The organism is Paraglaciecola arctica BSs20135 (assembly GCF_000314995.1).
GTDB classification, from domain to species: domain Bacteria; phylum Pseudomonadota; class Gammaproteobacteria; order Enterobacterales; family Alteromonadaceae; genus Paraglaciecola; species Paraglaciecola arctica.
This window is the reverse complement of the sequence record NZ_BAEO01000060.1, coordinates 64,617-87,002: the sequence shown is the minus strand read 5'-3', so window position 1 is coordinate 87,002 and position 22,386 is coordinate 64,617. Positions and strand designations below refer to the sequence as shown.

19 protein-coding genes are annotated in these 22,386 nt (G+C 39.4%); 7 read left to right on the top strand and 12 right to left on the bottom strand.

The genetic code is table 11. The annotated features are described in order from the left end of the window. Positions 1 to 194: 194 nt before the first annotated feature. Positions 195 to 410: a hypothetical protein gene (locus GARC_RS19995; protein ID WP_039990121.1), complete on the bottom strand. Its 216-nt coding sequence runs from the start codon at positions 408 to 410 to the stop codon at positions 195 to 197. Positions 411 to 610: 200 nt separating this feature from the next. Between GARC_RS19995 and GARC_RS19990 the strand changes: the two genes are divergently transcribed. Further along, complete coding sequence (locus tag GARC_RS19990; RefSeq protein WP_007623702.1) at positions 611 to 1,138, top strand: mechanosensitive ion channel family protein; 528 nt, start codon at positions 611 to 613, stop codon at positions 1,136 to 1,138. 43 nt (positions 1,139 to 1,181) lie between these two features. Here GARC_RS19990 and GARC_RS19985 read toward each other — a convergent pair whose 3' ends face one another. Both GARC_RS19985 and GARC_RS19980 read right to left on the bottom strand, forming a co-directional pair. Further along, entirely contained in the window at positions 1,182 to 1,709 is a 528-nt protein-coding gene (locus GARC_RS19985; protein WP_007623700.1) for a hypothetical protein, read from the bottom strand. Between the two features lie 74 nt (positions 1,710 to 1,783). Further along, positions 1,784 to 2,695, bottom strand: coding sequence for a M14 family metallopeptidase (locus tag GARC_RS19980; RefSeq protein ID WP_007623698.1), 912 nt, complete (start codon positions 2,693 to 2,695; stop codon positions 1,784 to 1,786). A gap of 285 nt (positions 2,696 to 2,980) precedes the next feature. On the opposite strand from GARC_RS19980, the gene GARC_RS19975 reads away from it, so the two are divergent. Then, a complete protein-coding gene (locus GARC_RS19975; RefSeq protein ID WP_007623697.1) occupies positions 2,981 to 4,474 on the top strand; it encodes a CotH kinase family protein in 1,494 nt (497 codons plus the stop codon). 91 nt (positions 4,475 to 4,565) lie between these two features. On the opposite strand, the gene GARC_RS19970 is transcribed toward GARC_RS19975, so the two are convergent. From GARC_RS19970 to GARC_RS19945, 6 genes are all read right to left on the bottom strand, one after another. Further along, positions 4,566 to 4,973: an ACT domain-containing protein gene (locus GARC_RS19970; protein WP_007623695.1), complete on the bottom strand. Its 408-nt coding sequence runs from the start codon at positions 4,971 to 4,973 to the stop codon at positions 4,566 to 4,568. A gap of 56 nt (positions 4,974 to 5,029) precedes the next feature. Further along, positions 5,030 to 5,557 (bottom strand): hypothetical protein, encoded by a 528-nt coding sequence (locus GARC_RS27445; protein WP_007623693.1) that lies wholly within the window; start codon positions 5,555 to 5,557, stop codon positions 5,030 to 5,032. Between the two features lie 180 nt (positions 5,558 to 5,737). Then, positions 5,738 to 6,673, bottom strand: coding sequence for a glutathione S-transferase family protein (locus GARC_RS19960; protein ID WP_007623692.1), 936 nt, complete (start codon positions 6,671 to 6,673; stop codon positions 5,738 to 5,740). A 194-nt stretch (positions 6,674 to 6,867) separates the two neighbouring features. After that, the gene (gene katG, locus GARC_RS19955) at positions 6,868 to 9,144 is read right to left on the bottom strand and encodes a catalase/peroxidase HPI (protein ID WP_007623690.1); all 2,277 of its coding nucleotides are present in this window, start codon (positions 9,142 to 9,144) and stop codon (positions 6,868 to 6,870) included. A 346-nt stretch (positions 9,145 to 9,490) separates the two neighbouring features. Next, positions 9,491 to 9,682, bottom strand: a complete 192-nt coding sequence (locus GARC_RS19950) for a GFA family protein (protein ID WP_007623689.1) — start codon at positions 9,680 to 9,682, stop codon at positions 9,491 to 9,493. A 95-nt stretch (positions 9,683 to 9,777) separates the two neighbouring features. Next, on the bottom strand, positions 9,778 to 12,474 hold the full coding sequence (locus GARC_RS19945) for a CHASE domain-containing protein (protein ID WP_007623688.1): 2,697 nt from the start codon (positions 12,472 to 12,474) through the stop codon (positions 9,778 to 9,780). A gap of 543 nt (positions 12,475 to 13,017) precedes the next feature. Here GARC_RS19945 and GARC_RS19940 point away from each other — a divergent pair. The 4 genes from GARC_RS19940 (at position 13,018) to GARC_RS19925 (ending at position 18,926) form a co-directional block, all read left to right on the top strand. Continuing rightward, positions 13,018 to 13,578 (top strand): RNA polymerase sigma factor, encoded by a 561-nt coding sequence (locus tag GARC_RS19940; RefSeq protein WP_007623687.1) that lies wholly within the window; start codon positions 13,018 to 13,020, stop codon positions 13,576 to 13,578. After that, positions 13,575 to 14,570, top strand: coding sequence for a FecR family protein (locus GARC_RS19935; protein WP_007623686.1), 996 nt, complete (start codon positions 13,575 to 13,577; stop codon positions 14,568 to 14,570). The genes GARC_RS19940 and GARC_RS19935 overlap by 4 nt, the downstream gene beginning before the upstream one ends. A 152-nt stretch (positions 14,571 to 14,722) precedes the next feature. Next, positions 14,723 to 17,311 carry a TonB-dependent receptor gene (locus GARC_RS19930; RefSeq protein WP_039990120.1) on the top strand — a complete coding sequence of 863 codons (2,589 nt, stop codon included), beginning with the start codon at positions 14,723 to 14,725 and terminating at the stop codon, positions 17,309 to 17,311. A gap of 88 nt (positions 17,312 to 17,399) precedes the next feature. Beyond that, a complete protein-coding gene (locus GARC_RS19925) occupies positions 17,400 to 18,926 on the top strand; it encodes an alkaline phosphatase D family protein (protein WP_007623684.1) in 1,527 nt (508 codons plus the stop codon). A 181-nt stretch (positions 18,927 to 19,107) separates the two neighbouring features. Here the strand turns inward: GARC_RS19925 and GARC_RS19920 are convergent, their stop codons facing one another. Together GARC_RS19920 and GARC_RS19915 are read right to left on the bottom strand one after the other, a co-directional pair. Next, a complete protein-coding gene (locus GARC_RS19920) occupies positions 19,108 to 19,467 on the bottom strand; it encodes a DUF2750 domain-containing protein (RefSeq protein WP_007623683.1) in 360 nt (119 codons plus the stop codon). A gap of 163 nt (positions 19,468 to 19,630) precedes the next feature. Beyond that, the gene (locus GARC_RS19915; protein WP_007623682.1) at positions 19,631 to 21,145 is read right to left on the bottom strand and encodes an Hsp70 family protein; all 1,515 of its coding nucleotides are present in this window, start codon (positions 21,143 to 21,145) and stop codon (positions 19,631 to 19,633) included. A gap of 235 nt (positions 21,146 to 21,380) precedes the next feature. On the opposite strand from GARC_RS19915, the gene GARC_RS27640 reads away from it, so the two are divergent. Continuing rightward, positions 21,381 to 21,887 (top strand): prepilin-type N-terminal cleavage/methylation domain-containing protein, encoded by a 507-nt coding sequence (locus tag GARC_RS27640; RefSeq protein ID WP_007623681.1) that lies wholly within the window; start codon positions 21,381 to 21,383, stop codon positions 21,885 to 21,887. Positions 21,888 to 21,951: 64 nt separating this feature from the next. Here GARC_RS27640 and GARC_RS19905 read toward each other — a convergent pair whose 3' ends face one another. Next, on the bottom strand, positions 21,952 to 22,347 hold the full coding sequence (locus tag GARC_RS19905) for a hypothetical protein (RefSeq protein ID WP_007623680.1): 396 nt from the start codon (positions 22,345 to 22,347) through the stop codon (positions 21,952 to 21,954). Positions 22,348 to 22,386 lie beyond the last annotated feature (39 nt).

Sequence of the window (22,386 nt, the reverse complement as noted above, 5' to 3'; positions counted from 1 at the left end):
ACTATTAGTTTTTTGGGGTAGATGGGTGTTAGCCAAAATAGCGGTTACTGTATATTTCAGATTTACAGGTTGGACAACCTTGGGTTGCCATTTCACCTCTAAACCCATTAGCTTAATTCTTGGTTTGAGCACCAGCGCCTGCCATTTTAACCTATTTGCATCACAGCATTATTAAAGCAATTAGGGTAGAAATATCACACCTCTTCACCGCCATACTTACTCGCCAAATCGTCCAATTCAGAGCAAGTATAATCAAAGCCTTTGCCATCAAATTCATAGGTTATTTTTACTGAATCTGTACCATTAAATAATTTGGCTTTCACCTCTGCCACTGACCAATGTTTGAGTTCGTTTAAAAATCGATTGGCTAATGGTGCTCGTTCAAAACGATAACAAATTTCTGTTTGCATAATATTATTCAGCATTCCTTCAATAATGCAGTTTTTAATGGTTGGGCAGTTTGAGGAATTTTGTTAAAGAGTCAAGGGCCTATAATCACTTAGCTAGAGATTTACTTGCCGTACAGCAAAAATTGCCTGATGATTGCTTTTTTAATGCTAACGGTTAACGCAGCTAATTCCACCACTTAAATGGATAAAGGACAATTTTGATGACAAACAACTGGCTTTTATTAGGTTTAATAATTGTTCTATTTATAATCACGAGAAAATGGGTAGAGTCAGCTTTTAAACGTGTTGTTAAAAATAAAAAAGCAACCTTAAAACGCAAGTTGATGGTGCGACAAATTCTGTTGGTAATTCATCTTGTGGTTTTTCTAATTATCGGCTCCATTACATTAGGTATAGATTACGGAAAATTTACAGTATTTCTATCTTCAGCCTTTGCGGTCTTAGGTATAGCTTTATTTGCCCAGTGGTCAATATTGAGTAACATAACCGCTGGAATTTTAATTTTCTTTAATTTTCCATACCGGGTGGGTGACACAGTGCGGATCGCCAATAAAGACTTTGACTTAACCGGTATGATTGAAGAAATAACGACTTTTCATGTGCTTATTAGACATGCTGATGGCGACCTGATTACTTATCCGAACAGTCTTATTTTGCAAACGCCAGTGATTAAATTAAAAACCAAACATTTGAAGGCTCCAAAAGAAGAAGAGGAACATAACGAATAAACAGTCTGAGTTGGCGACAGTCAATGCCAACTCAGATTAATGCTTAGTTTTCTAATGCTTCACGGACCTCATTCAAGGCTTCTACAGAAAAGCCTTGATCGTAAAAATAAACAATAGTCCCCTCTTTATTGAGTAACATTACACGAGCATTATTAGGGTTTAGGTTGCCTGTAAAACGCTGAATTTTATCGCCATCGGCATAAACGGTGACCACACCTTTCCACAATTCTTTTGGAATTCCTTTACGCATACCGCTGTCGATAAAGCCACTAAACATCCGTGGTAACATGCCTTGAATGGTAGGAATTTCATATGCTGCCACTTGAGTTTGGGTCATATCTAAACCAATTAACCAACGATCAATGTCAAACTGCGAGTCTTGTTTATAACCAAATAGCAATAAGGTTTCTTGACCGGAAAATTCTTGTGGCATAACCACAGTTTTCCCTTCCAAACTCTCACCTGTGGCTTCAATCATCTTGTCGCCAATCGAAACTTGGCTAGGGTACTCATAATTAGCACAGCTATTTAAAAGCAATACCAACAGTAAACCTATAGAAAATTGTTTCATCTTACCCTTCATTTAGATTAGTTAATTACACTTATATACGGCTAAAAGGTCCGAAAGGATTCATTTGTCTAAAACTAATTTTTATAAACAAAGTTTAACGCGCCTGTGATGGCAGCAACTTGTGCTTGTATACAGTTTTCTGCGCTCACCTTAGGACTATCTGGGTACACTTCTGTGGTACTCACAAACTTGGCATCGGTTACCCCTGCGCATAAACCTAACTCTTTGGTGGCATAGTTAATCACGCCTTTTTGCTGTAAAACCTCTCCAATAAGTCTGCCGCTCTCGTCAGCTGGAGCGATATGTGTGACTTTTTCAACAGACTCAATAATGGCTTTCTGTAATTCAGGGCTAGGTTTTAGAGTGTCCCCCACAGTATAAAAACCATCTGGAATGGCCCATTCTTTGTGCTCTACCGCATCTCTTGCACCTAGTGCAGGTCTAAATTCCGAGTTGTCTGTATCTGTGGTTTCATGTAAATCAATGTGCATGAGAAATTCTACGTCTGCGACTAATTGCATTAAAGCAGCAGACTCTTGTGCGGGGCTATTGGCATAGAAAGAACGATTAGGATCTATAGCTTCAGGATTCCAACGGTTGATGGTTTCATAAGCCCAAGGGCTGACACAAGGCACGATCAAAAAATTAAATTTGTCCTGATAGTCTTGCGCAGCTGTAGCAGCAAACCTCAGTGCGCCAAACACCCCACTGGTTTCATAACCGTGAACACCGCCCGTTATCAACACATTGGGCTTTGACTTATCCCAATTCAGGCTCTTCAAGGTAAACAGCGGAAAAGTACCCGAGGCGTAATTCAAACTTGCATATTGTTCAATATCAAAATGGTTAGCCAATACATCCACCTGACTTAGCACATCATCAGCATAAGAACGTTTAACATTTTGCACTGCCAACCACTGGGCTTTTTCAGCATCCTGCCATTTTTGTCCAGCTTGACCAATTGGGTATGAGTGGGTGTTTGTCATGTATTAGCTCTTTATATCAAATTGTGTGGCGGAATTATGTCGCTCAGCTAGTTGAAATTCAACCTCTTGCTTTCACTCTTTGCTGGGTATTTTTTATAGGCAGTGTCAAATAGTTTACGTTATGACCGATCATTCTCTGCTCCCGTATTTATTGCAACTTCGTTGCGCATTACTTCCACATTCCTTCCTCATTATTTGCACATTTACTGCCTAAGATTAGCCATGTTTCGAGTACTTACATTTTCCAACAAGTACTTTTTCAATAACAGGACTATAGGGTTTTCTATGCAAAATCGAATTGATACTCAAGCAACAAAAAGAGTTAGCCAAGTGATAAAACAATTTACATTCATCGTGCCGTTCTGCGCGTTTTTAACTCTCAGTGCCTGCGGTGGCAGCAGCGACAGTGATATTGAAGAAGTCATTTCAGAGGAAGTTATAGTAGAAGAGCAGAGTGATCCAGACAACGATTCTAACGAAGTCACAGATGCAGACTTTGAAGCCACCGACTGGACTGACGCGACACATAGTAAAAGTGCCGATCCAGACTTCGCCGAAGTGTTTGACGATAACCAAGTAAAACGTTTGGATTTTGTGGTTACCGAAGATCGCTGGCAAAGTATGCTCGATGATATGACAGGATTATATAGCACCTTTGGTCAAAGATCAGGCAACACATTATTAGATACTGACGAAGATCCTATTTTTGTGCCTGCCGAAGTTTTCTACAACGGCACCCAGTGGTATCGCGTAGGTATTCGGTTTAAGGGCAACTCATCGCTTCAAACAAGCTGGCAAGCAGGCATACTCAAGTTGTCATTTAAATTAGACTTCGACGAATTTGAAGACGACTATCCGCAAATTGATAACCAGCGGTTTTATGGATTCAAAAAATTTAGTCTAAAAAACAACTATGACGATGCATCACTGATGCGCGAAAAAGTGGCAGCCGATGTATTCAGAAATGCCGGTATGGCGATATCAAATACCGCTTTCTATTCATTGTATGTGGATCACGGAAACGGCCCAGAATATTTTGGTCTATATACACTTGTCGAAGAGATAGATGACACTGTGATAGATACTCAGTTCAACGATAATGATGGTAATTTATATAAACCAGAAGATGATGGTGCAACCTTTGCCGAAGGTAGTTTCAGTCAAGAAAGTTTCGAGAAAAAGACCAACGAAGATGATGAAGATTGGTCTGACATACTTGCACTTTTTGATGCACTACATGATGACACAAGAACTAGCGATCCCGCGACTTGGAGAGCCAACCTTGAAGCCGTTTTTGATGTAGATGTTTTCCTCACTTATTTAGCGGTAAACGGTATCATCCAAAACTGGGACACTTACGGTCGTATGCCCCACAATTATTATCTGTACAACGATCCTGATACAGGCTTACTAACGTGGATCCCTTGGGATAACAATGAAGCGTTACAAACAGGTAAACAAGGCGGCGCGTTAGCACTAGATTTTTCTGGCTTAAACTCTGACAGCTGGCCACTAATTGGCAAAATTTATGCTGACGAAGTATACCAAGCACGCTACAACGAATTGTTATTAGAAGTCATAAGTAGTGCCTTTGAAACCAATAGTATTCAAGCAACTTACGATCAATATTCGGCACTGATCGAACCCGAAGCAACATCAGAAGTGACAGGTTATTCATTCCTAACAAGTGACAATGACTTTTACCAAGAGGTTGAAGCACTGGATCAACATGCTGAGCAAAGGGCAGAAGCGGTCAGTGATTATTTAAACAATCAGTAATATAACCATTACTTAGCAATCAAAATTAGCAATTCAAAAGCCAACCGTAACTCAACAGTTGGCTTTTTTTGTTACTTTTGTTTAACTTAGGTTACTTACTATCATTGGCCAATTTTTGCAGGCAGGACAAGGCTTGACTCGCCTTAGCAATAGGCACAAATATATGGTCGTGATAATAAGCCGCAACAACATTGGCGCTGATATTTTGCCCCGTAAGTGCAGTTGATACCGCAGCCGTTAACCCAACTGCGTCAAGACTAGAATGCACATTGAGTGTGATGCACTGAAATACACCTTCATAAGCAAGGCCTGAAATATCCGCATTAGTTTTAGACACTATAACCGTCAAGCCTTCTTTTTCGTAGAAAGTACCAAGGGGCGCTAACTCAGTAACAGAAACCGGACTATCTTTTTGCAATGAAGCAAACACATACTCTGACTCACTCAAAACTGGCTGCATTGAGCCAAGCAGTTTATTTAAATCTGTTTCACCTGACATAATTATTCTTCCCATACTTAATTTTCAAGAACGCTAAGTAACTCGTAATCCAAAACTTATATTCCTACTTGTTTAAACATAATAACAATGTCTTTTTCAAGCTGCTGCTGCCACTGTTGCTTTTTAGTTGCGACCAATTGCTCAAGCAATGGCTTGATAGGCAATATTAAGCCATCACAATTTAAATTAGCCTCGGGCACAGGCACCGATACTTCAACATCGGCCTTAGATTCAGGTGGATTGATTACAGGTTCAATATCCAATCTAGCTTCAGTCACAAACTCAGATGAACAATTAAGTAGGATTTTTTGGCCTAAAAACTCTTTATTAACCTGCCCCGTCATTATGACTTTAATTGGCACCGTCAGGCTTAAGTATTTATGGGTACTAGAGAACTTTGCGCCAGCCGTTTTATGTACTATCAAATCATAAGTCCCCATTTGCCAAGGTGTCGCTTTTTCTTGGTGCAGAACTTGGGGCAAGTGTTTATCCACTAAAGCCACTATCAACTGGTCAGTCACACTTTGGGCATTGACACCTTGGGCACAGAAAAATATTAAGCTTAGTGCGAATAACGTTTTCATTGTTGTATCTCAATTTTATAAGGCGGGAGTGTTGTTTTGAATAATCTAAAAGGATTGTGAACTAAAATTATACATAGAATCTAGTCAATGGGGCATATATCTTGGGCTATCCACTCGAAAAATAGCTAATGAGTACATTCTTCTTATGAATTTAGCCCAAGGATCACATTCTTGGTTATATTATGCTGCGGTAATTTTGTAACCAACACGGGGGAAGTGTACGTATACTTCTCCAGCTTTTTCATCGATTCGTTTAATGGCGATTTCATCCGTCTTAGAAACCACCAATTCACCTGTTACAGGTGTAATGCCATAGTCTGTGGGTACAATTTCAACAAGGTCACCAAATTTAAAGTCGTTAACCACTAAAAAGCCATCCTTGGTAAATAACGTCTTCTTAGCTGAATGTGCAATATCAATTGCAGCTGCTGCATCAATACTTGTTTGCGAACCGTGCCCTATTGCCTTTATAGTTTCAAACCACTGATTCAGTTTTGGGTAACCATCCAATAATGCACTCACACCGGGATTATTGTTAATAAACCAGAGACAGTGATAAATTGAAAAATCTGCAATTGTAATTTGTTCGCCGCAAATAAAAGGGCCTACACTTTTAAGCTGCTGCTCTATTTGTTCTAGGTAAATAGGTAAAAGCTGAAACGCGGTATTAGCTTCCATAGATAATCCACTAGCGCCTTCACTCATTTTTGCTCGGTCGTTTACAAAGGCTTCAACAAACTTTTCTGGTACCGCTTGACGAAAAGCCGCAAAACCAGCTGGAGAAAACGCCAGCGCCACGGCAACACTAAACAAATGCTGGTCAGCCCACTGAGCAGTAACATTGGCGGTCAGAGATAAATTAGCAGGAAAAATACTGTCTTCGGAAAATTGTTCGTCAATCACTCTAGCCATTAAACGCGTATCACAATAGATATGATTGTTTTGTTGCAACACTGGGGTTTTACGAAAACCACCGGTTAGCGCCACAAGATCTGGTTTGGGCATAATAATGGGAATTTTAACCACTTTATAGTGGGCGTTTTTATAACCTAAAAGCGCACGGATTTTTTCCGCGAAGGGAGAGTTGTCATAGTGGTGTAAAATGAAATCTTCCATCGATGGCATCCTTATGGAGGTTCTAGCAGTTAGCAAAATGCTAAATTTGTGTTTGACTATAACCTGAGCATTCTGTGAACTCTCATTTAAACATTGAATAATGGATTATTGCTATTGGTGATGGTGATGGTGATGGTGAACAAAATATTAAGTTATGGTTAACTCCTTTAACCATAACCCCATAAAAATCTAAATTATCTATCTAAATTCATCACCTTAGTCCAAGCTTTAACAAAGTCGTTTACAAATTTTTCCTTAGACGTATCAAATGCATAAACCTCTGCAACAGCGCGAAGTTCTGAATTAGAGCCAAAGATTAAATCAACAGAAGTGGCTGTCCATTTGCCTTGTTTCGTTTTGCGATCAACGCCCTGAAATACACCTTCAGTCTCTGATTGTTTCCAGATAGTAGACATATCAAGTAAGTTTACAAAAAAGTCATTACTTAATGTGCCGGGATTGTCCGTTAAAACACCATGTGTTGTTTGACTATGATTAGCATTCATCACGCGTAAACCACCAATTAGCACTGTCATTTCTGGCACGGTAAGGGTGAGCTGATCAGCCTTATCAACCAACATCTCTGTAGGCGACTTATAGCTAGCCTCAGGGTTAAAGTAGTTGCGGAAACCATCTGAGTTGGGCTCTAGCAGGCTAAATGAATTCACATCAGTTTGTGCTTGAGTCGCGTCACCTCTGCCCGGAATAAAGGGTACCTTGACGTCAAATCCCGCGTCTTTTGCTGCTTTTTCAATAGCAGTTGACCCACCCAGTACAATCAAGTCAGCCAATGACACTTTGTCATTATTCAAAAAACCACTAGTAGCATCTTTTTGAATGTCTTTTAGGACTTTTAACACTTTAGCGACTTCTGCAGGATTATTGACTTGCCAATCTTTTTGCGGAGCAAGCGCGATACGCGCGCCATTAGCACCACCGCGCATATCGGTATCACGATAACTTGCAGCAGCGGCCCAGGCCACTCGGACTAATTCAGCAGGAGTAAGTCCTGAATCTAAGATCTTAGCTTTTAATTCTTTTACATCGTCTGCATCGATAGTTGATTGACTGTTCTGGGAAATAGGATCTTGCCAAATATGTATAACCTTTGGCACATCTTTACCAAGGAAATTACGCGGAGGCCCCATATCTCTATGGGTTAATTTGTACCAAGCTTTAGCAAAAGCTAAACGATACTCTTCTGGGTCGGCCAAAAATCGCTCAGCAATTTTTTTGTATGCCGGGTCAAACTTCAATGCCAAGTCAGCAGTGGTCATCACAGGAGGATTAAATTTACCTTCAATATGGGCATCTGGTACCACCTTATGCAACGACTCATCTGTAGGTATCCATTGAATAGCACCTGCTGGGCTGCGGGTTTGTTTCCATTCAAAGTTTAATAAGTTACTCAAATAAAGAGACGTCCAACGTGTTGGTGCTTGAGACCATGCTCCTTCAAGTCCACTAGTAGTGGTATCTTCGGAATGACCTTTACCACATTTATTTTTCCAACCTAGGCCTTGCTCTTCAATACCTGCTGCGGCTGGCTCTGGCTCCAGACACTCTGCTGGTTTTCGCGCGCCATGCATTTTGCCAAATGTATGACCACCAGCAATTAGAGCTAAGGTTTCTTCATCATTCATGGCCATACGTTCAAAGGCTACTCGAATGTTTTTGGCTGAACCTAATGGGTCAGGTTTGCCTTTAGGACCTTCTGGATTAACATAAATTAAACCCATATGTGTCGCACCCAAGGGACGCTGCAGTTTGCCGCCGCTGTCTTCACGATCACTAGCCAACATTTCCACTTCTGGCCCCCAATACACTATGTCAGGCTCCCAATCATCAGCCCTACCACCAGCAAAACCATAAGTTTTAAAGCCCATGTTATCCAGTGCTACATTGCCAGCCAAAACAATTAAGTCTGACCAAGAAAGTGCTTCACCATATTTTTGTTTGATTGGCCATAATAAACGTCTGGCTTTATCTAAGTTACCGTTATCTGGCCAACTATTAAGAGGGTCAAAACGTTGTTGTCCACCACCAGCTCCACCACGGCCATCGAGCGTTCTATAAGTACCTGCGCTATGCCATGTCATACGAATGAAAAATGGTCCATAATTACCAAAATCCGCCGGCCACCAATCTTGTGAGGTTGTCAGCAATTTATCGATATCTGCTTTAACGGCATCCAAATTAAGGGTATTAAATGCCTTTCCGTAGTCAAAGTTCGCACCATAAGGGTTAGATTTAGCATCATGATCTCTTAGCGCTGATAAATCCAACTGATCCGGCCACCAAAACTTGTTGGACCTAGGTTGCCCCTCAACTACTTTCCCCATTCCAACAGGCCCATTAGGTTTGCTCATTTCGGTAGATTTTTCCTCTCCAGCAAGAGCCACGCTAGACAGACAAAATACACTCACAAAAGCAGCTAATGTGGTTTTAATAAATATCGGTTTTTTGTTCATTTTATTTCCCCATACTCTGCGGTAGAGAGCCATCAATATGTTGACGACCCAGATAAATGCCACGACTGACTCGCATCTTAAAAACGAGTTAATAATTGGATGAATGAATCAGCCAACTTGCTACATAGTTTAGTTAACGAAATGTAAAAAGTGAGTTCATAAAAACGATTCGGTTAATCGAAAAAAGAGAATTTGAAGAAATATGCTTAGAAAAGAGCCCAAAACTAAAGGTGAGGAGATGTATTTTTGAACACTAAATTCAGAATGGATTTGTAGAGAAACCGTTCAGAGAGCTTAAATGGAGGGGTAGTTTTGACTCAATAAATGCACTAGCTTTAATTGGCCTTTAAATATCAATAATATTAGCTAATAGATGTTTCCGATGAGCTTTATTTTCTTTGCTCCATGTTTTTACATAATCATAAAATACTTCGAAGACAGTGGCATTTTCAGGTGATTTTACCCAAGGTTGTTTAGTTGTGGTAAAGATATGCACATCTGCTGGGAGTTGGTCAGAATTATCAAGAGTAACCACCAATTTCAGACTAGCGCCAATTAATATTTGGCGTGTTTCGTTACTATGTTGATATATAAAAATTCACTACACCATCTTTTAAAGATGGCCTATTGGTTCTAGCTTAACAAGATGTTCTGCAATTTTTCCAAAAGTATCGATAACTCAACGGGCTTTGCAAGATGCCCATCAAATCCTTCGCGTTGATATCGCTTAACGTCTTCACTCATGGCGTTTGCTGTAAGGGCGATAATAGGTGTATTAGGATGAGTGAATTTTATTTGTCGGCACGCTTCTATTCCATCCATTTTTGGCATTTGAATATCCATTAAAATGACATCTGGAGAATTGACCTTGTGTGCTTCTATTGCTTCAAGTCCATTAACGGCGAATATAATATTAGCTTGAGTGGGCTCAAGCATGGCTTCAACTACCATTCTGTTTATTTCATTATCTTCAGCTACCAGAATCGTCTTTCCTGCAAAGTTGATTGCATCAGCCTGATAATTTTTCCGCTCAACCACTGGAGCAACTGCACTATCCAATGGCAAGTTTACGGTAACAATGGTGCCCAGCCCGACGTCACTTTCAACTGTTATATTACCGCCCATAAGTGTGACTAAAGAATGGGTAATAGACAATCCCAATCCGGTACCTCCGAAATTGCGAGTGGTAGAGCTATCCGCTTGTTCAAAGCGTTGAAACAGTCGTTGTTGTTGTTTCTGATCCATGCCAATACCGGTATCTTTCATTATGAAGATCAAATAACCTTGAGTCTCATCAAAGCTAACAGTAAATGTCACGCTACCCAGCTCGGTAAATTTGATAGCATTCGAACCGAGATTTAGCATTATCTGCCGTATCCTTGTAGGATCGCCCTGCCAAAATAGATGATCGACTTGATTCGATAGATAAAATATTATGTTTTTTTGACTAGCCAATACAGACAAGTCCGAACGTAAATGTTCAACTAGCTCGGCTAAATTAAACGCGGTTTTTTCTAACTCTAACTTGCCAGCTTCAATTTTCGAAAAATCAAGAATGTCATTAATGATGATATTCAGATTTTTTGTAGAATACAGCGCTTTATCCAACAAATTATGGCTTTGTGCAGTGATGATTTCTTTTTTAATAATCTGTAAAGCACCATAGATGCCGTTTAACGGTGTGCGAATTTCATGACTCATATTGGCTAAGAACATTGATTTAGCCTGATTGGCTTGCTCTGCCTGTTCTAACGCTTCAGCTAACATACTTTCATGTTCAAGTTGTTCCGTTAAATCATAAGCGATGCCCAAAAACCCAAACAGTTTTCCCTCGTTATCGAGTAAGCTACTAACATTTAAGCGAACCGGAATATGCCGTCCACTCTTATGTACGTAATTCCATAAATAAATATCAGATCCGCCGAGACGTACTTTTGCTACAAACACTTCAAATCCTGGTTCAATTTTGTAGCCCATTTCCTTGGATAGAATTTCTGCTCTGGCTATCACTTCATCAGCAACATGAAATATCGCTGCAGTAACCTTGCCTATCAACTCCTCGGCTTTATATCCTAAGAGCTTCTCAGCGGCGGGGTTAAAAACAGTAATATTGCCATTCTCATCAGTTGCAATAATAGCGTAACCTGCACTTTCTAAAATACTTCGCTGCAACACACTAACTTGAGATATTTGTTTGATTCTTTTCGTCACCTCTTGTTCGAGTTGCTGATTAGCCTGTTTAAGGGCTTTCTCAGTTACTTGGGATAACTCAGCTTTATGCGCAGACACTTGATCCCTTTTGGCCATAGTTAATAGAATACTAAAAACAATCAACATGAGTAAAATAGTGACGGCCATAGCAACAAGAAAAACTTGATGTTTTGTAGGAAGCAAAAGCGACTCAATAAAGGAATGTTTAGCAGTAAGCTGTAAAATCCAATTACGACCAAAAATGTTGATTGATTGGTTAGCCCGATAATCAGAAGTTTGCTGATCCAACACACCAAATTGATAAAAAGTAGTAGAGGCATCTGAGTCATTATCCTTAATGCTAAAAACCACATCGTTTTGAATAACACTGATAGTATTTAACACTTCGTCTACTAATATAGGCGCATAACTCCAGCCTTGGAGACTGGCCATCCTTTCATCAATGTTTTGCGGGACTGGATGAGTTCCATAAATAGGCATCATGATTAAGAATCCATGGCGTATTTTGTTACTAGCCTGAACCAAGGTTATAGGTGCGGTTAGCCTAATTTCATTATATTTAGCCGACTCCATTGCCGCGAGTCGACGCACCGATTCTGAACCAATATCCAAGCCAATTGCTTTATTGTTTTGTTTCTCAGGCTCAATGTATTGAATAACAAATAAATGATCTTGGTGGGAGGCTAATTGTTGTATTGCAAATGTTTTATCTGGCCTATCTTGCCGTACTTGCTCAACAAAATCATCTTGCTGTTGTGGCGTAACATGACGAATTAAACCAAAACCTCTAGCACCAGGAAATTCTTTATCGATGTCTCGTGACAAACTGTAGGCTTGCATTTTGGCATAATTAAACTCATTCAAATTATTAGCCAAAATAGCGCCTCTCAATCCTCTAAGACCGTACTGATAAAGAGTTAAAGTTTCTACTACGGCTTCACCAATTTGATCAAGTCTGGAATCTAACTTAGTTTGAATATGTTTTTGGTTTTCAAGCGTTTGCTGTTTATCTAAATAGACTGCAACTAAGAGCCCAATTATAAAAATAGTCAATGGCACCCAAATTAATTTTGGCTTTAGTTGCTTAGAATTAAATGCAGTTTGCTTAATTTCTTGCATTAATTTCCCTTATTTTCATATAGATGAGTAGTTTTAAAATTTACATAGCCACCTTTCGTCAGCGCTTATGTGGCACATTACAAATACAATGTTTTTCATTTAGATAGTAGAGCAGTATGGATTTAGACGATACCAGAAACTGTTGATATATCTTTATGTAAATTAAATTCACTAGGTCACAATCTAGGATAAAAAACTTAAGCCCAAATATTATTGGTAGAAACCTGCGAAGATATATTCGATAAAACGTCTATTGGGATATAAAAACAACATTAGCAGTGTCTCTAAAGATCCCTAATAAAGAGCTCATCACCATATTATACTGATATGATTTTTATGCTGCAGTACGGGTGTTTTACGATAACCACCAGTCAATGCAACAAGATCTGGTTTAGGTGACACGGTACTATTTGTGCGCGTATTAAGAACTGATCATGCGAGCTTAAACCTGGTAATTGAGTTCACTCATTTAACGAGCAGCATTCATATTTTTGTAATAAACACAGATTAAAATTATTATTTTGTTGTATTGGCAATATAGTCATGAATTCTCTGTTATTGGACTCGCTTTTTAAGGGCTACAGACTAGAGCTATGCCAAAAAGTTAGAAATCATTTTGGCTCTGGGCCCCCCGATCCTGAAGACATTGTTCAACAAACCTTTATGAAGGTTTCAGAACTTCAACTGCAAAAGCCTATCGCTAATCCTAAGGCATTTCTTTTTTCTCTCGCTAAAAATCTTTGTATTGATCATTTTCGTAAACAGTCTCGCCATGAAAAATTAGTCGATAGCATATTTTTAGAAGCCAACTTAGATGCCATTGAACAGGTTTCAGCAGAAACTATCATGTTAAGAGACGAAACCCTCACACAGCTTGATGAGTTTGTGAATAGCCTCAATCAAAAGCAAAAGATACTGTTGCGTGCAAGTAGAATTGAAGGATTAACCTACCAACAAATTTCTGAGCAAACAGGTTATTCAGTCTCCGATATTTGCAGAACACTTCATCTAACGATTGAAAAATTGACTTCTGATTTTTTGGAACAAGAGAGCCTAGCAGACCAATACTCAACGAACGCCAGTTTAAGTAGGAAGCGAGTATGAAGAAAGTAACAAGTGATACGGAACAGCAATCGTTGTTTTGGTTGATTAAAACAAATTCTGGTCGACTTTCTGAAGCCGATATACAAAATTTTAAAATATGGCTGAAAGCATCAGATGATAACCATAAAGCATTTCGAAAAGCATCTTTATTGTGGCGAACGCTAGCTTATGCTCCCACCTTATCTGAACAGCCAAAATTACTTGAACCGGAAAAGAAGCTTCGAAAAAAGAGGCAAATAAACAGTTGGTATGCAGTAGCTGCCAGTTTGGTGATATGTATGTTCATTACCTTGATGCCCGAGCTTGAACAACCTACAGCGCCTTCAGAAGCTGAAATAGTATCTACGTTGGAGCTGCGTACGGCTAAAGATGAAATTAGGCAATTTACTCTCCTTGATGGATCAAAAGTTTGGCTTGGTGCTGGGAGCCGGTTACTGGTTAAGCTAGGGTCATCGTCGCGCCATACTCAATTGCTAATAGGGGAAGCGATGTTTGACATTAACCCAAACCCACAATTACCTTTTTATGTACAGGCGGGTGATGCTGACATCAAAGTATTAGGTACTATATTTGAAGTGCAAAAAAGGAATTCAGGAATACTCGTAAAAGTAGCGAAAGGTAAAGTACGTGTTGCCGCTCAAAATCAATATCGATACCTTGAGATGAATGAATCGATTCATTTCGAGAAAAACAAAGTATTACCATTGCCTTCCAAGATTAACCCCGAGTCGTTTGCACAATGGCGTTCAAAAAGATTTCACTTTGTTAATACTCAATTAAAAGACGTGCTTCATAAGTTGAATCGATATTATAAAAGCATCATTTACATTGATGATCCTAGTTTAGGTGACATCCCCATTACCGCCGCTTTTCAGCTAAATCAACTTGAACAGTTATTAAATAGTTTATCCAGCATACATAATTTTAGCTGGCATAAAGATGTGTACGGAAACATACATATTAAAACTAACGAGTCTGAAATCTCTTTTTAGCATCGCTAATGGCCGAAACTTTAAGTTAAGTTATATGAAGCTTTTATGAAACCTAGCTGTTTTCTGGAAAATCCTATTATACCAAACGTCTTTGTAGAGTAACGATTTTGTTCGTCACGTTTAACTAAAATTTTAAGACTATAGGGTATTTTATGCACACGAATTTCAGTCTCAGTAAGCTGGTAAAGGGCATTGCTTTGGGTTTAGTAATGAGCTCGGTTGTACAGGCACAACAAGGCAATATTGGAATAGATAAAATAAGTATTCAAGAAGCCGTTGATACTTTATCTAAGCAATACGGCAAAGTGATTATTGTTCGTGATCTGGGTAATAAAAGTATTACTCTAAAAGTGGTTAGCGGCTTTGACAGTGTCTTAAATGCTTTAAATGCGTCACTGGCGGGCAGTGGCTACCAAGCGACAGAAAATATACAAAATACTATCGTTATTGAAAAAGTTGTCACCGACGAACTGCCATCCAATCTACAGGGTAAAACATTAAACAAAGAGGGAGCTGGCATTGAGAAAATAGTGGTCACAGCCCATAAGTCAGATAAGAGTATGCAAGACTTAGCCACATCCATCTCAGTGTTAAGTGGCGATAACCTCTCACGTAACAACATCAATAATGTATTCAACATGAGTGACAAAATACCAAGCTTTGTTGTATCGAGTGTACAAGGGTATCGACCTACAATCAGCATTAGAGGTGTGGGAAATGAAATTCCAGATAATGCGGGTACCAAACAAGCCGTTGCTTATCATGTAGATGGCGTATTCATGGTCAATGACTATGCATTATTAGCAGATTTACAAGATATAGAAAGAGTAGAATTAACTCGCGGACCTGATGGCACTGTATATGGTAATAGTTCCACAGGTGGCGCTTTGAATGTGATAACTAAACGCCCGGAGTTGTCGGAAACTTATGGTTTTGCAGAAGCGGCAATGGGCAGTTATCAGCAAAGAGAACTCAAAGCGATGCTCAACTTGCCCTTGAGTAACACTATAGCCACCAGAGTGGCTGTGTCGCATCGTGAAAATGAAGGGTATACCGAAAACTTAGCCTTAGATAACTATCGCCTCGATGATGTAGACAATCAAACATTCAGGGCGCAAGTAAGTTGGCAACCAGATGACAACTTATCCTTATTATTGCAACATCAGTACTTCAAAAGTGATACTCATGGGCCCGCTTTAAAGGGAGGTTTTGATACTAAATCGACCGACCCCAGGGTGGTTTATCATGATACAGCAGAATTTTACAATCTAAGTACAGCTGTAACCAGCCTACACCTTGATTGGACCTTAGATTTTGCAAAACTCAATAGCATTTTTAGTAAACAAAAATATGACATGGGCCGCAAGTTTGACATTGACCGTTCGGATCTTACGGCTAATGATCCCGCACCGCTTCAAATGACAGGTGTATTAGACCTACTTGGTGAAGCTCCTATTCCACAATTTGTGGGTAACCTTCGACAAATTGATCACTCTAATACGGCAGAAATCAACCTCGTTTCTGAACCAAATGAATCGGGCATAGAATGGGTAGTTGGGGCTTTCTGGTTGGATACTCAGATTTTCAGTCGCACTTCTAATTTTGTAGACGATGGTCGTGATGGGCAACCTTTAAACGAAACCATTGCAGGGCCAAACGTGTTTGCCAACAATGCGGATATCGATTTCATCAACTCTGATTTTCGTAATTTTAAATCTCACGCCCTATTCGGTCAACTTAGTTACCCTTTGATAGAAGATTTGAATATCACTGCGGGATTACGCTATACCAAAAATCAATTCGAAGATGAGCGCTGTTCCTATAATTGTGTTCCAACCAGGGAGCCAATATCGAGTAATCCCAGTGAATCAAATAACAATCTCACAGGTAAATTTGGTCTTGATTATAGGTGGTCGCAACAGAACATGACTTATTTCACCTTAGCAAATGGGATCAAACCTGCGGGCTCAAATAGCAGTGTTGATATACGCTTTTTCCCTGAAGTGTTTGAGCAAGAAACCCTTGTTGCATATGAAATAGGTAATAAATCCGACCTTTTTGATAAAAAAGTAAGACTTAACGTTGCAGGTTTTTATTATGATTATAAAGATTATTTATTTGAATCTAGTGGTATCGGTCGCTTTGATTCAGGTGCTTCTAATATTCCTAAGGCAGAGGTTTATGGAATTGAGATGGAATCTGAAATAATCATACATGACAATTTAACGTTAAATGTCAGCCTCAGCATGATGGATTCAAAAATCATTGAAGGTCGAGAAGCCATCGATCGCGCTGTAGCAGAAAATTTAACAGTTGGTCTAATTATTGATGGCGCCAGCAGTGATGAAATCAATGCCATTAGAGAATCAACAGCGCAAGATTTAACAGGAAATAAGTTAGCTAAAATACCTAAAACGGCCGCTAATATTCGTTTAAATCACTTTATTGAGATGAATAATGGTCTTTTTGAAACTAGCCTAGGATACACCTTCCGAGACGAATATTTCTCTAGAGTGTTTAATTCATCGCAAAGGGATATTGTGCCAAGTTATCACTTGTATAATTTGAATTTAAGCTACACACCATATAGTGAAAAATGGAATGTTGCAGTTAATGTTCAAAACCTATTTGATAAAGTAGCTATAGCTTCACGTCATACCGACACCTTCGGCTTGGGCTTTACCAGCGACCAATATTTATCGCCAAGAATAATTACTCTCAAAGGCCGTTATAACTTTTAACCCATAACAAAATCTCTCCCCCTTACTTTCTAGCAAGGGGGAACTTAATAAACCTGTTAGTAAAGCATTCATTTATATAGGATCAATTGTGAAAAGAAGAGATTTCATTTTAAGTGGCCTTGCGATTGCGGGGTCTGCCTGCAGCCCATTACCAAATCAATTCATTGGCAACACTAAAAACATCAATGTCATTACTGGGATCAGTTCTGGGGAAGCATCGGTTGACGGAGCTATTATTTGGAGTCGATGTGATCGCCCAGCGATTATGCATGTAGAGGTCAGTTCTGATCCTCTCTTTCATCATACAACTCAATTTACTGGAGGTTACGCTTTAGCCCCAACAGATTATAATGCAAAAACAATTCTCAGTGGATTACTACCAGGGCAAACTTGGTACTACCGAGTATTTTTTGAAGATTTAGTTACTAGAGGCATTTTTAGTGCAAAAGTGGCAGGAAAATTTAAAACCACACCAACACTTAAAGATAACATCCGTTTTTGTTGGTCTGGAGATACTGCAGGCCAAGGTTATGGCATAGATCCTAGCCGAGACGGCATGTTGACATATTGTGCGATATTGGAACAACAGCCCGACTTTTTCATACATTGTGGTGATTTGATTTATGCTGATGGCCCTATTTCTGCAACAAAAACACTCGCCGATGGCACTGTGTGGCGCAATATTCAGCATAACTCAGTGAGCAAAGTAGCAGAAAGTATTCAGGAATTTAGGGAGCGTTATTATTACAATTTTCTTGATCAACACCTTGCAGCTTTACACCGAAATGTTGTGACCTATCAACAATGGGATGATCATGAGGTAAAAAACAACTGGTATCCAGGGCAGATTATTGATGACAGTCGATACAAATACACTGAAGTTACCTGGTTAGCTGAACATTCTAAAAAAGCCATGCAGGATTGTAACCCAATCAGTTTCGGTTTTACTCAAAAGCAACTTTACCGGCAGATAGAATACGGTCCATTATTAGATATCTTTATGTTAGATATGCGAAGTTTTCGCGGACCAAACACAGATAACCTAGAAACTAAAAAAACACACTTTTTAGGCAACGCACAACTCCTTTGGTTAAAGAACGCACTGCAACAGTCAAAGGCAACATGGAAGATAATCGCAGCTGATATGCCAATAGGTGTAAAAGTCACCGATTGGGGGACAAATATTGCTGACAATATGGCAAATATCGACGGGCCGCCCCTTGGACGAGAGTTAGAGTTTGTTGATTTACTGAGTTTTATTAAAGACAATGATATAGACAATGTGCACTTTATTACTGCTGACGTACATTACTGCGCATCGCACTTCTATGATCCAAATAAAGCGCAATACACACACTTTAAACCATTTTGGGAGTTTGTCAGTGGCCCTTTACACGCAGGCACTTTTAGCTCTAATAGCATGGATAATACCTTTGGCCCTCAGGTGGTATTTTGTGGTGTGCCTGACGATCTAGAACCTAGCTCTCCCCCTTCGGATAATTATCAGTTTTTTGGGCAGATAGATATTGATGGTGTAACCGAGGAGCTTCAAGTCAGTCATTATAATCGCCAAGGAATAAAGCTGTGGTCAACCAAACTACAACCTTTAGGTTAGTTCTTTACAAAAAGATACAGGGGGTTCGGTAATGATATCAACTTGCATCGCTAGGTAACACGGATGCAAATAACCATTGGCTTATAGGATATAGATTAATTCAACATATACTGTTTAGCCCGTGGCTTCATTTTAATTTAAACTCTCGGGGCCAATCAATCAGCCCCTTTAAATTCACATATTAAAGCATTTCTATCTTAGCTATTATCTGACTAAATTCTGCTAGCTCTAGCTCTAGGTATTCTCCGCCGTCACGCCATTCCACACCTATGAGTACATTGTCTTCGGCTAAGTCTTCTACCCAGAATTCCAACCAATCGCCTATGGTAATAGCTTTAGGCACATAATCTTCCCATTCATCGATACAATGGCTTTTGGCTAGTTCAATGCTTGACCAAACTGGCATTACGTCGGTGTTTTCAAAATTAACGGAATCGAGGACTACCCAACCTTCGCTGGCTTGGTCTTGTAATGCCCATAATGTTTGGGTGGCTTGAACTTGCGCCATAAAATCAGCGGGTGCAGGATTGGTATCTGTCATGGTAAGTATTACCTTGTCTATATGTACAGGCAATCATACGGAGTTCGCCAATTAGGAACAACGCTAAATTTAAGTTTGTAAGCAGCTATGATTAGTAATGCGGTTATTTTAATAACAACCCCCTAGCTTATCAATCAGCTAGGGGGTTGTAAGTGGGCAATTGTTAGGAGGGAATACTATTAGATAATTTGGCCGCTTGAATACCCAAACCTTCGCATACAGAGTTAAATGCGTCGCCCTCCATAACAGGCAAACCAGGTAACAAGTCTAATAGCTCTTTTTTGACTATAGGTGACAAGCTCATACCGCCAGTAATAAACAACATTTCTGGTGGCTCGGAGCTGTTTTCTAAACATTCGGTCACTAAACTTTTCACTCTGGCTAACCAAGATTGCATAGAGCGCTTAAGCTCATCAACATTCAGCTTAACGTCGTAGTCTTCCTCGATATAATGCAGAGGTAAAATAATTTCATCTTTTGAAGAAAGTAACTCCTTGGCTAATCGTGATGAGTTTACTAGCCTAGCTGAGAGTTTTTCTTCTTGTACTTCTAACAATCGTTCTAACAACTTGGGCTCTTTGAGCAAAGACTTGGTATTAGAAATATCCAACCAATAGTCATCTGAAAAAAATCGGTTGAGCTTCGGAATATCATCTACCGCACACATATCAGAATAATAGGCGGGTGGTACAGGCAAACCGTTATACATCAATAAACCTTGACCCATAGTCGGCGCAATAGATTTTATGATCAGATTTTTGTCGCACTCCATACCACCTAAGCGCGTGCCTGTGACCGACATCACATCTTGTTGACGGTCTACATTCGCCAGTTTTTCTGGTGACAACTTAATACAGCAAATATCGGTGGTACCACCGCCAATATCGACCACTAACACGTTAGTGTGTTTATCTAGGGTGCGTTCAATCTTATATGCTGCGGCTATAGGCTCTTCGAGGAAATCAACCTTGCTAAAACCTGCCATCGTTGCCGCTTGGGTCATAATATCGATAGCTTGCTTGTTGCCATCTTGCCCTCTGGTGCCATGAAACCGCACCGGGCGACCAATTACAGCGGTATCCACAGACTGGCCTAATTGCTGCTCAGCACTTAAACGAAAGAATTCTAATTGTTTGGCAATCAATCCTACAAAGGCCTCTTGTTGACCTGCCACCAAGTTGGCACCCAAAAAGTTTTTCGGTGAATAAATCAGCCGCCCTTTTTCAGGGGTTTTCAAATAACGTCTAAAACCTTCTTCACCAAAGGCAAACTCGCCCGTTGCAACTAGCTGTTGCAATGGTAAATCTTGCACAGTCATGTTTTCTAACAAAAGCTCAATAGCTCGTTCTTGTAAAACGGGTAGGTTATGAAATTCAGCGCGCAGCTCATCTATCCTATTGCTGTGTATTCGCTGTTCTCTTGGGTCTGGCGCTTCATAATAGCCTTCTTTGGCTTTTTCAATTTGGTCAGAAATAGCACGCTTTAATTGCGCTATTTTAGCTTCAATCATTGGGATAGGAGGTCTAGGCAGTTCTTCTTTATAATAGATAAAAACCGAGGACCGAATTTTGTTTGCTGCTTCTAGACTTGGATCGAGTTTAACAAAATGATGCTGTTGGCCATCAAAATACACCACCTCGGAGTTCGAAGTCCCATAATCTATACCTATTGCTGCCATATCCGCCGTTCGTCACCTAAAAATAAGGCCGAGGATTGTAATGTAAAAGGCCTGCTAGTTCATTACTTGTTTTGATCCCAATTCATACGGCGGAATGACGAATTGATTTTAATGGATCTAAAGCTTTGATTTATTGCGTTTATATTTATAGACTCATGCTCTAGATGAAATTTGTTTAAATAAACACACACTGATTATTTTTAATAATATAAAGTAAAAATTAGGCGGTTGTACTGTGAGTAAAAATAAAAATAAAGGTTTCACATTAATTGAGCTTATCATTGTCATTGTCATTTTAGGTATTTTGGCTGTTGTTGCGGCTCCAAAATTTATCGACATTTCTTCTGATGCAAAAATAGCAGTACTTAACTCATTAAGTGGCCAATTCAAGTCAACCATAACTCTAGTACAAATGAAAGCAAGAGTGAAAGGGCTAAAAACTGCAGCTACCAACCCTAATGGGATACAGACAGACTATATAGTTGATTTTGGGTTTGGCAGTGTCGAAATTGATTGGCGCAATCTATGCCCTGAGAGTCAGGGAGAGGGAGGAGATAAGTTAGATATGCTTGATTTTTTGGATATCTCGGATGATTTTGAAACTCGTGTTGATAATCAATATACCTTAATTGGCTATCAAATTCCTAGTTCGGGCACACCTACTACTGAAGGGTGTTACCTGATTTATGATTCCTTTGGCTTCCCTAACTGCACCGTTGAAATAGTGACAGTAGACTGTTAATAAAAAATTTGCCACAGTTTTAGTTTAACTACACCCAATTGTATTTAATGTAATCTGTCGTAAGTTACAATACGGGTTCACTGATTTCTTCAAAAGCCACAACATTATATCCATCCAATAGTGCACTCTTCAGTTCGGTGTATACTTTAAAGCGCTTAATGCCATCGTGCTTTGTCATAATATTAACCGTCACAATAACAAAATTATCGTTGTAGGTACCTTGAGATTCCATACTGATATTCCAAAGTCTTTTAACCACTTTTTGATATTGTGGATCTGGGTATGCAGTTTTCCACCAATTTTCTAAATCTGGGATTTCTTCGAGGTTCCAGCCAATGACTTGACTAAAACTTGCATTTAAATAAACAAGAGGTTGATTTTGCGTTTCTTCAACAATCTCTAAAACTACAATAGGTAGCGGCAACATATCGAAAAATTTAGTAGGAATGGACTTAGACAAAAATACTACCTCTAAACTAATTATAGAGTTTAAATAGTG

Excerpts from the sequence above, each read along its gene's own strand:
- GARC_RS19995 (WP_039990121.1), bottom strand. The coding sequence starts at position 410 with ATGCAAACAGAAATTTGTTATCGTTTTGAACGAGCACCATTAGCCAAT.
- GARC_RS19990 (WP_007623702.1), top strand. The coding sequence starts at position 611 with ATGACAAACAACTGGCTTTTATTAGGTTTAATAATTGTTCTATTTATA.
- GARC_RS19985 (WP_007623700.1), bottom strand. The coding sequence starts at position 1,709 with ATGAAACAATTTTCTATAGGTTTACTGTTGGTATTGCTTTTAAATAGC.
- GARC_RS19980 (WP_007623698.1), bottom strand. The coding sequence starts at position 2,695 with ATGACAAACACCCACTCATACCCAATTGGTCAAGCTGGACAAAAATGG.
- GARC_RS19975 (WP_007623697.1), top strand. The coding sequence starts at position 2,981 with ATGCAAAATCGAATTGATACTCAAGCAACAAAAAGAGTTAGCCAAGTG.
- GARC_RS19970 (WP_007623695.1), bottom strand. The coding sequence starts at position 4,973 with ATGTCAGGTGAAACAGATTTAAATAAACTGCTTGGCTCAATGCAGCCA.
- GARC_RS27445 (WP_007623693.1), bottom strand. The coding sequence starts at position 5,557 with ATGAAAACGTTATTCGCACTAAGCTTAATATTTTTCTGTGCCCAAGGT.
- GARC_RS19960 (WP_007623692.1), bottom strand. The coding sequence starts at position 6,673 with ATGGAAGATTTCATTTTACACCACTATGACAACTCTCCCTTCGCGGAA.
- katG (WP_007623690.1), bottom strand. The coding sequence starts at position 9,144 with ATGAACAAAAAACCGATATTTATTAAAACCACATTAGCTGCTTTTGTG.
- GARC_RS19945 (WP_007623688.1), bottom strand. The coding sequence starts at position 12,474 with ATGCAAGAAATTAAGCAAACTGCATTTAATTCTAAGCAACTAAAGCCA.
- GARC_RS19940 (WP_007623687.1), top strand. The coding sequence starts at position 13,018 with ATGAATTCTCTGTTATTGGACTCGCTTTTTAAGGGCTACAGACTAGAG.
- GARC_RS19935 (WP_007623686.1), top strand. The coding sequence starts at position 13,575 with ATGAAGAAAGTAACAAGTGATACGGAACAGCAATCGTTGTTTTGGTTG.
- GARC_RS19930 (WP_039990120.1), top strand. The coding sequence starts at position 14,723 with ATGCACACGAATTTCAGTCTCAGTAAGCTGGTAAAGGGCATTGCTTTG.
- GARC_RS19920 (WP_007623683.1), bottom strand. The coding sequence starts at position 19,467 with ATGACAGATACCAATCCTGCACCCGCTGATTTTATGGCGCAAGTTCAA.
- GARC_RS19915 (WP_007623682.1), bottom strand. The coding sequence starts at position 21,145 with ATGGCAGCAATAGGTATAGATTATGGGACTTCGAACTCCGAGGTGGTG.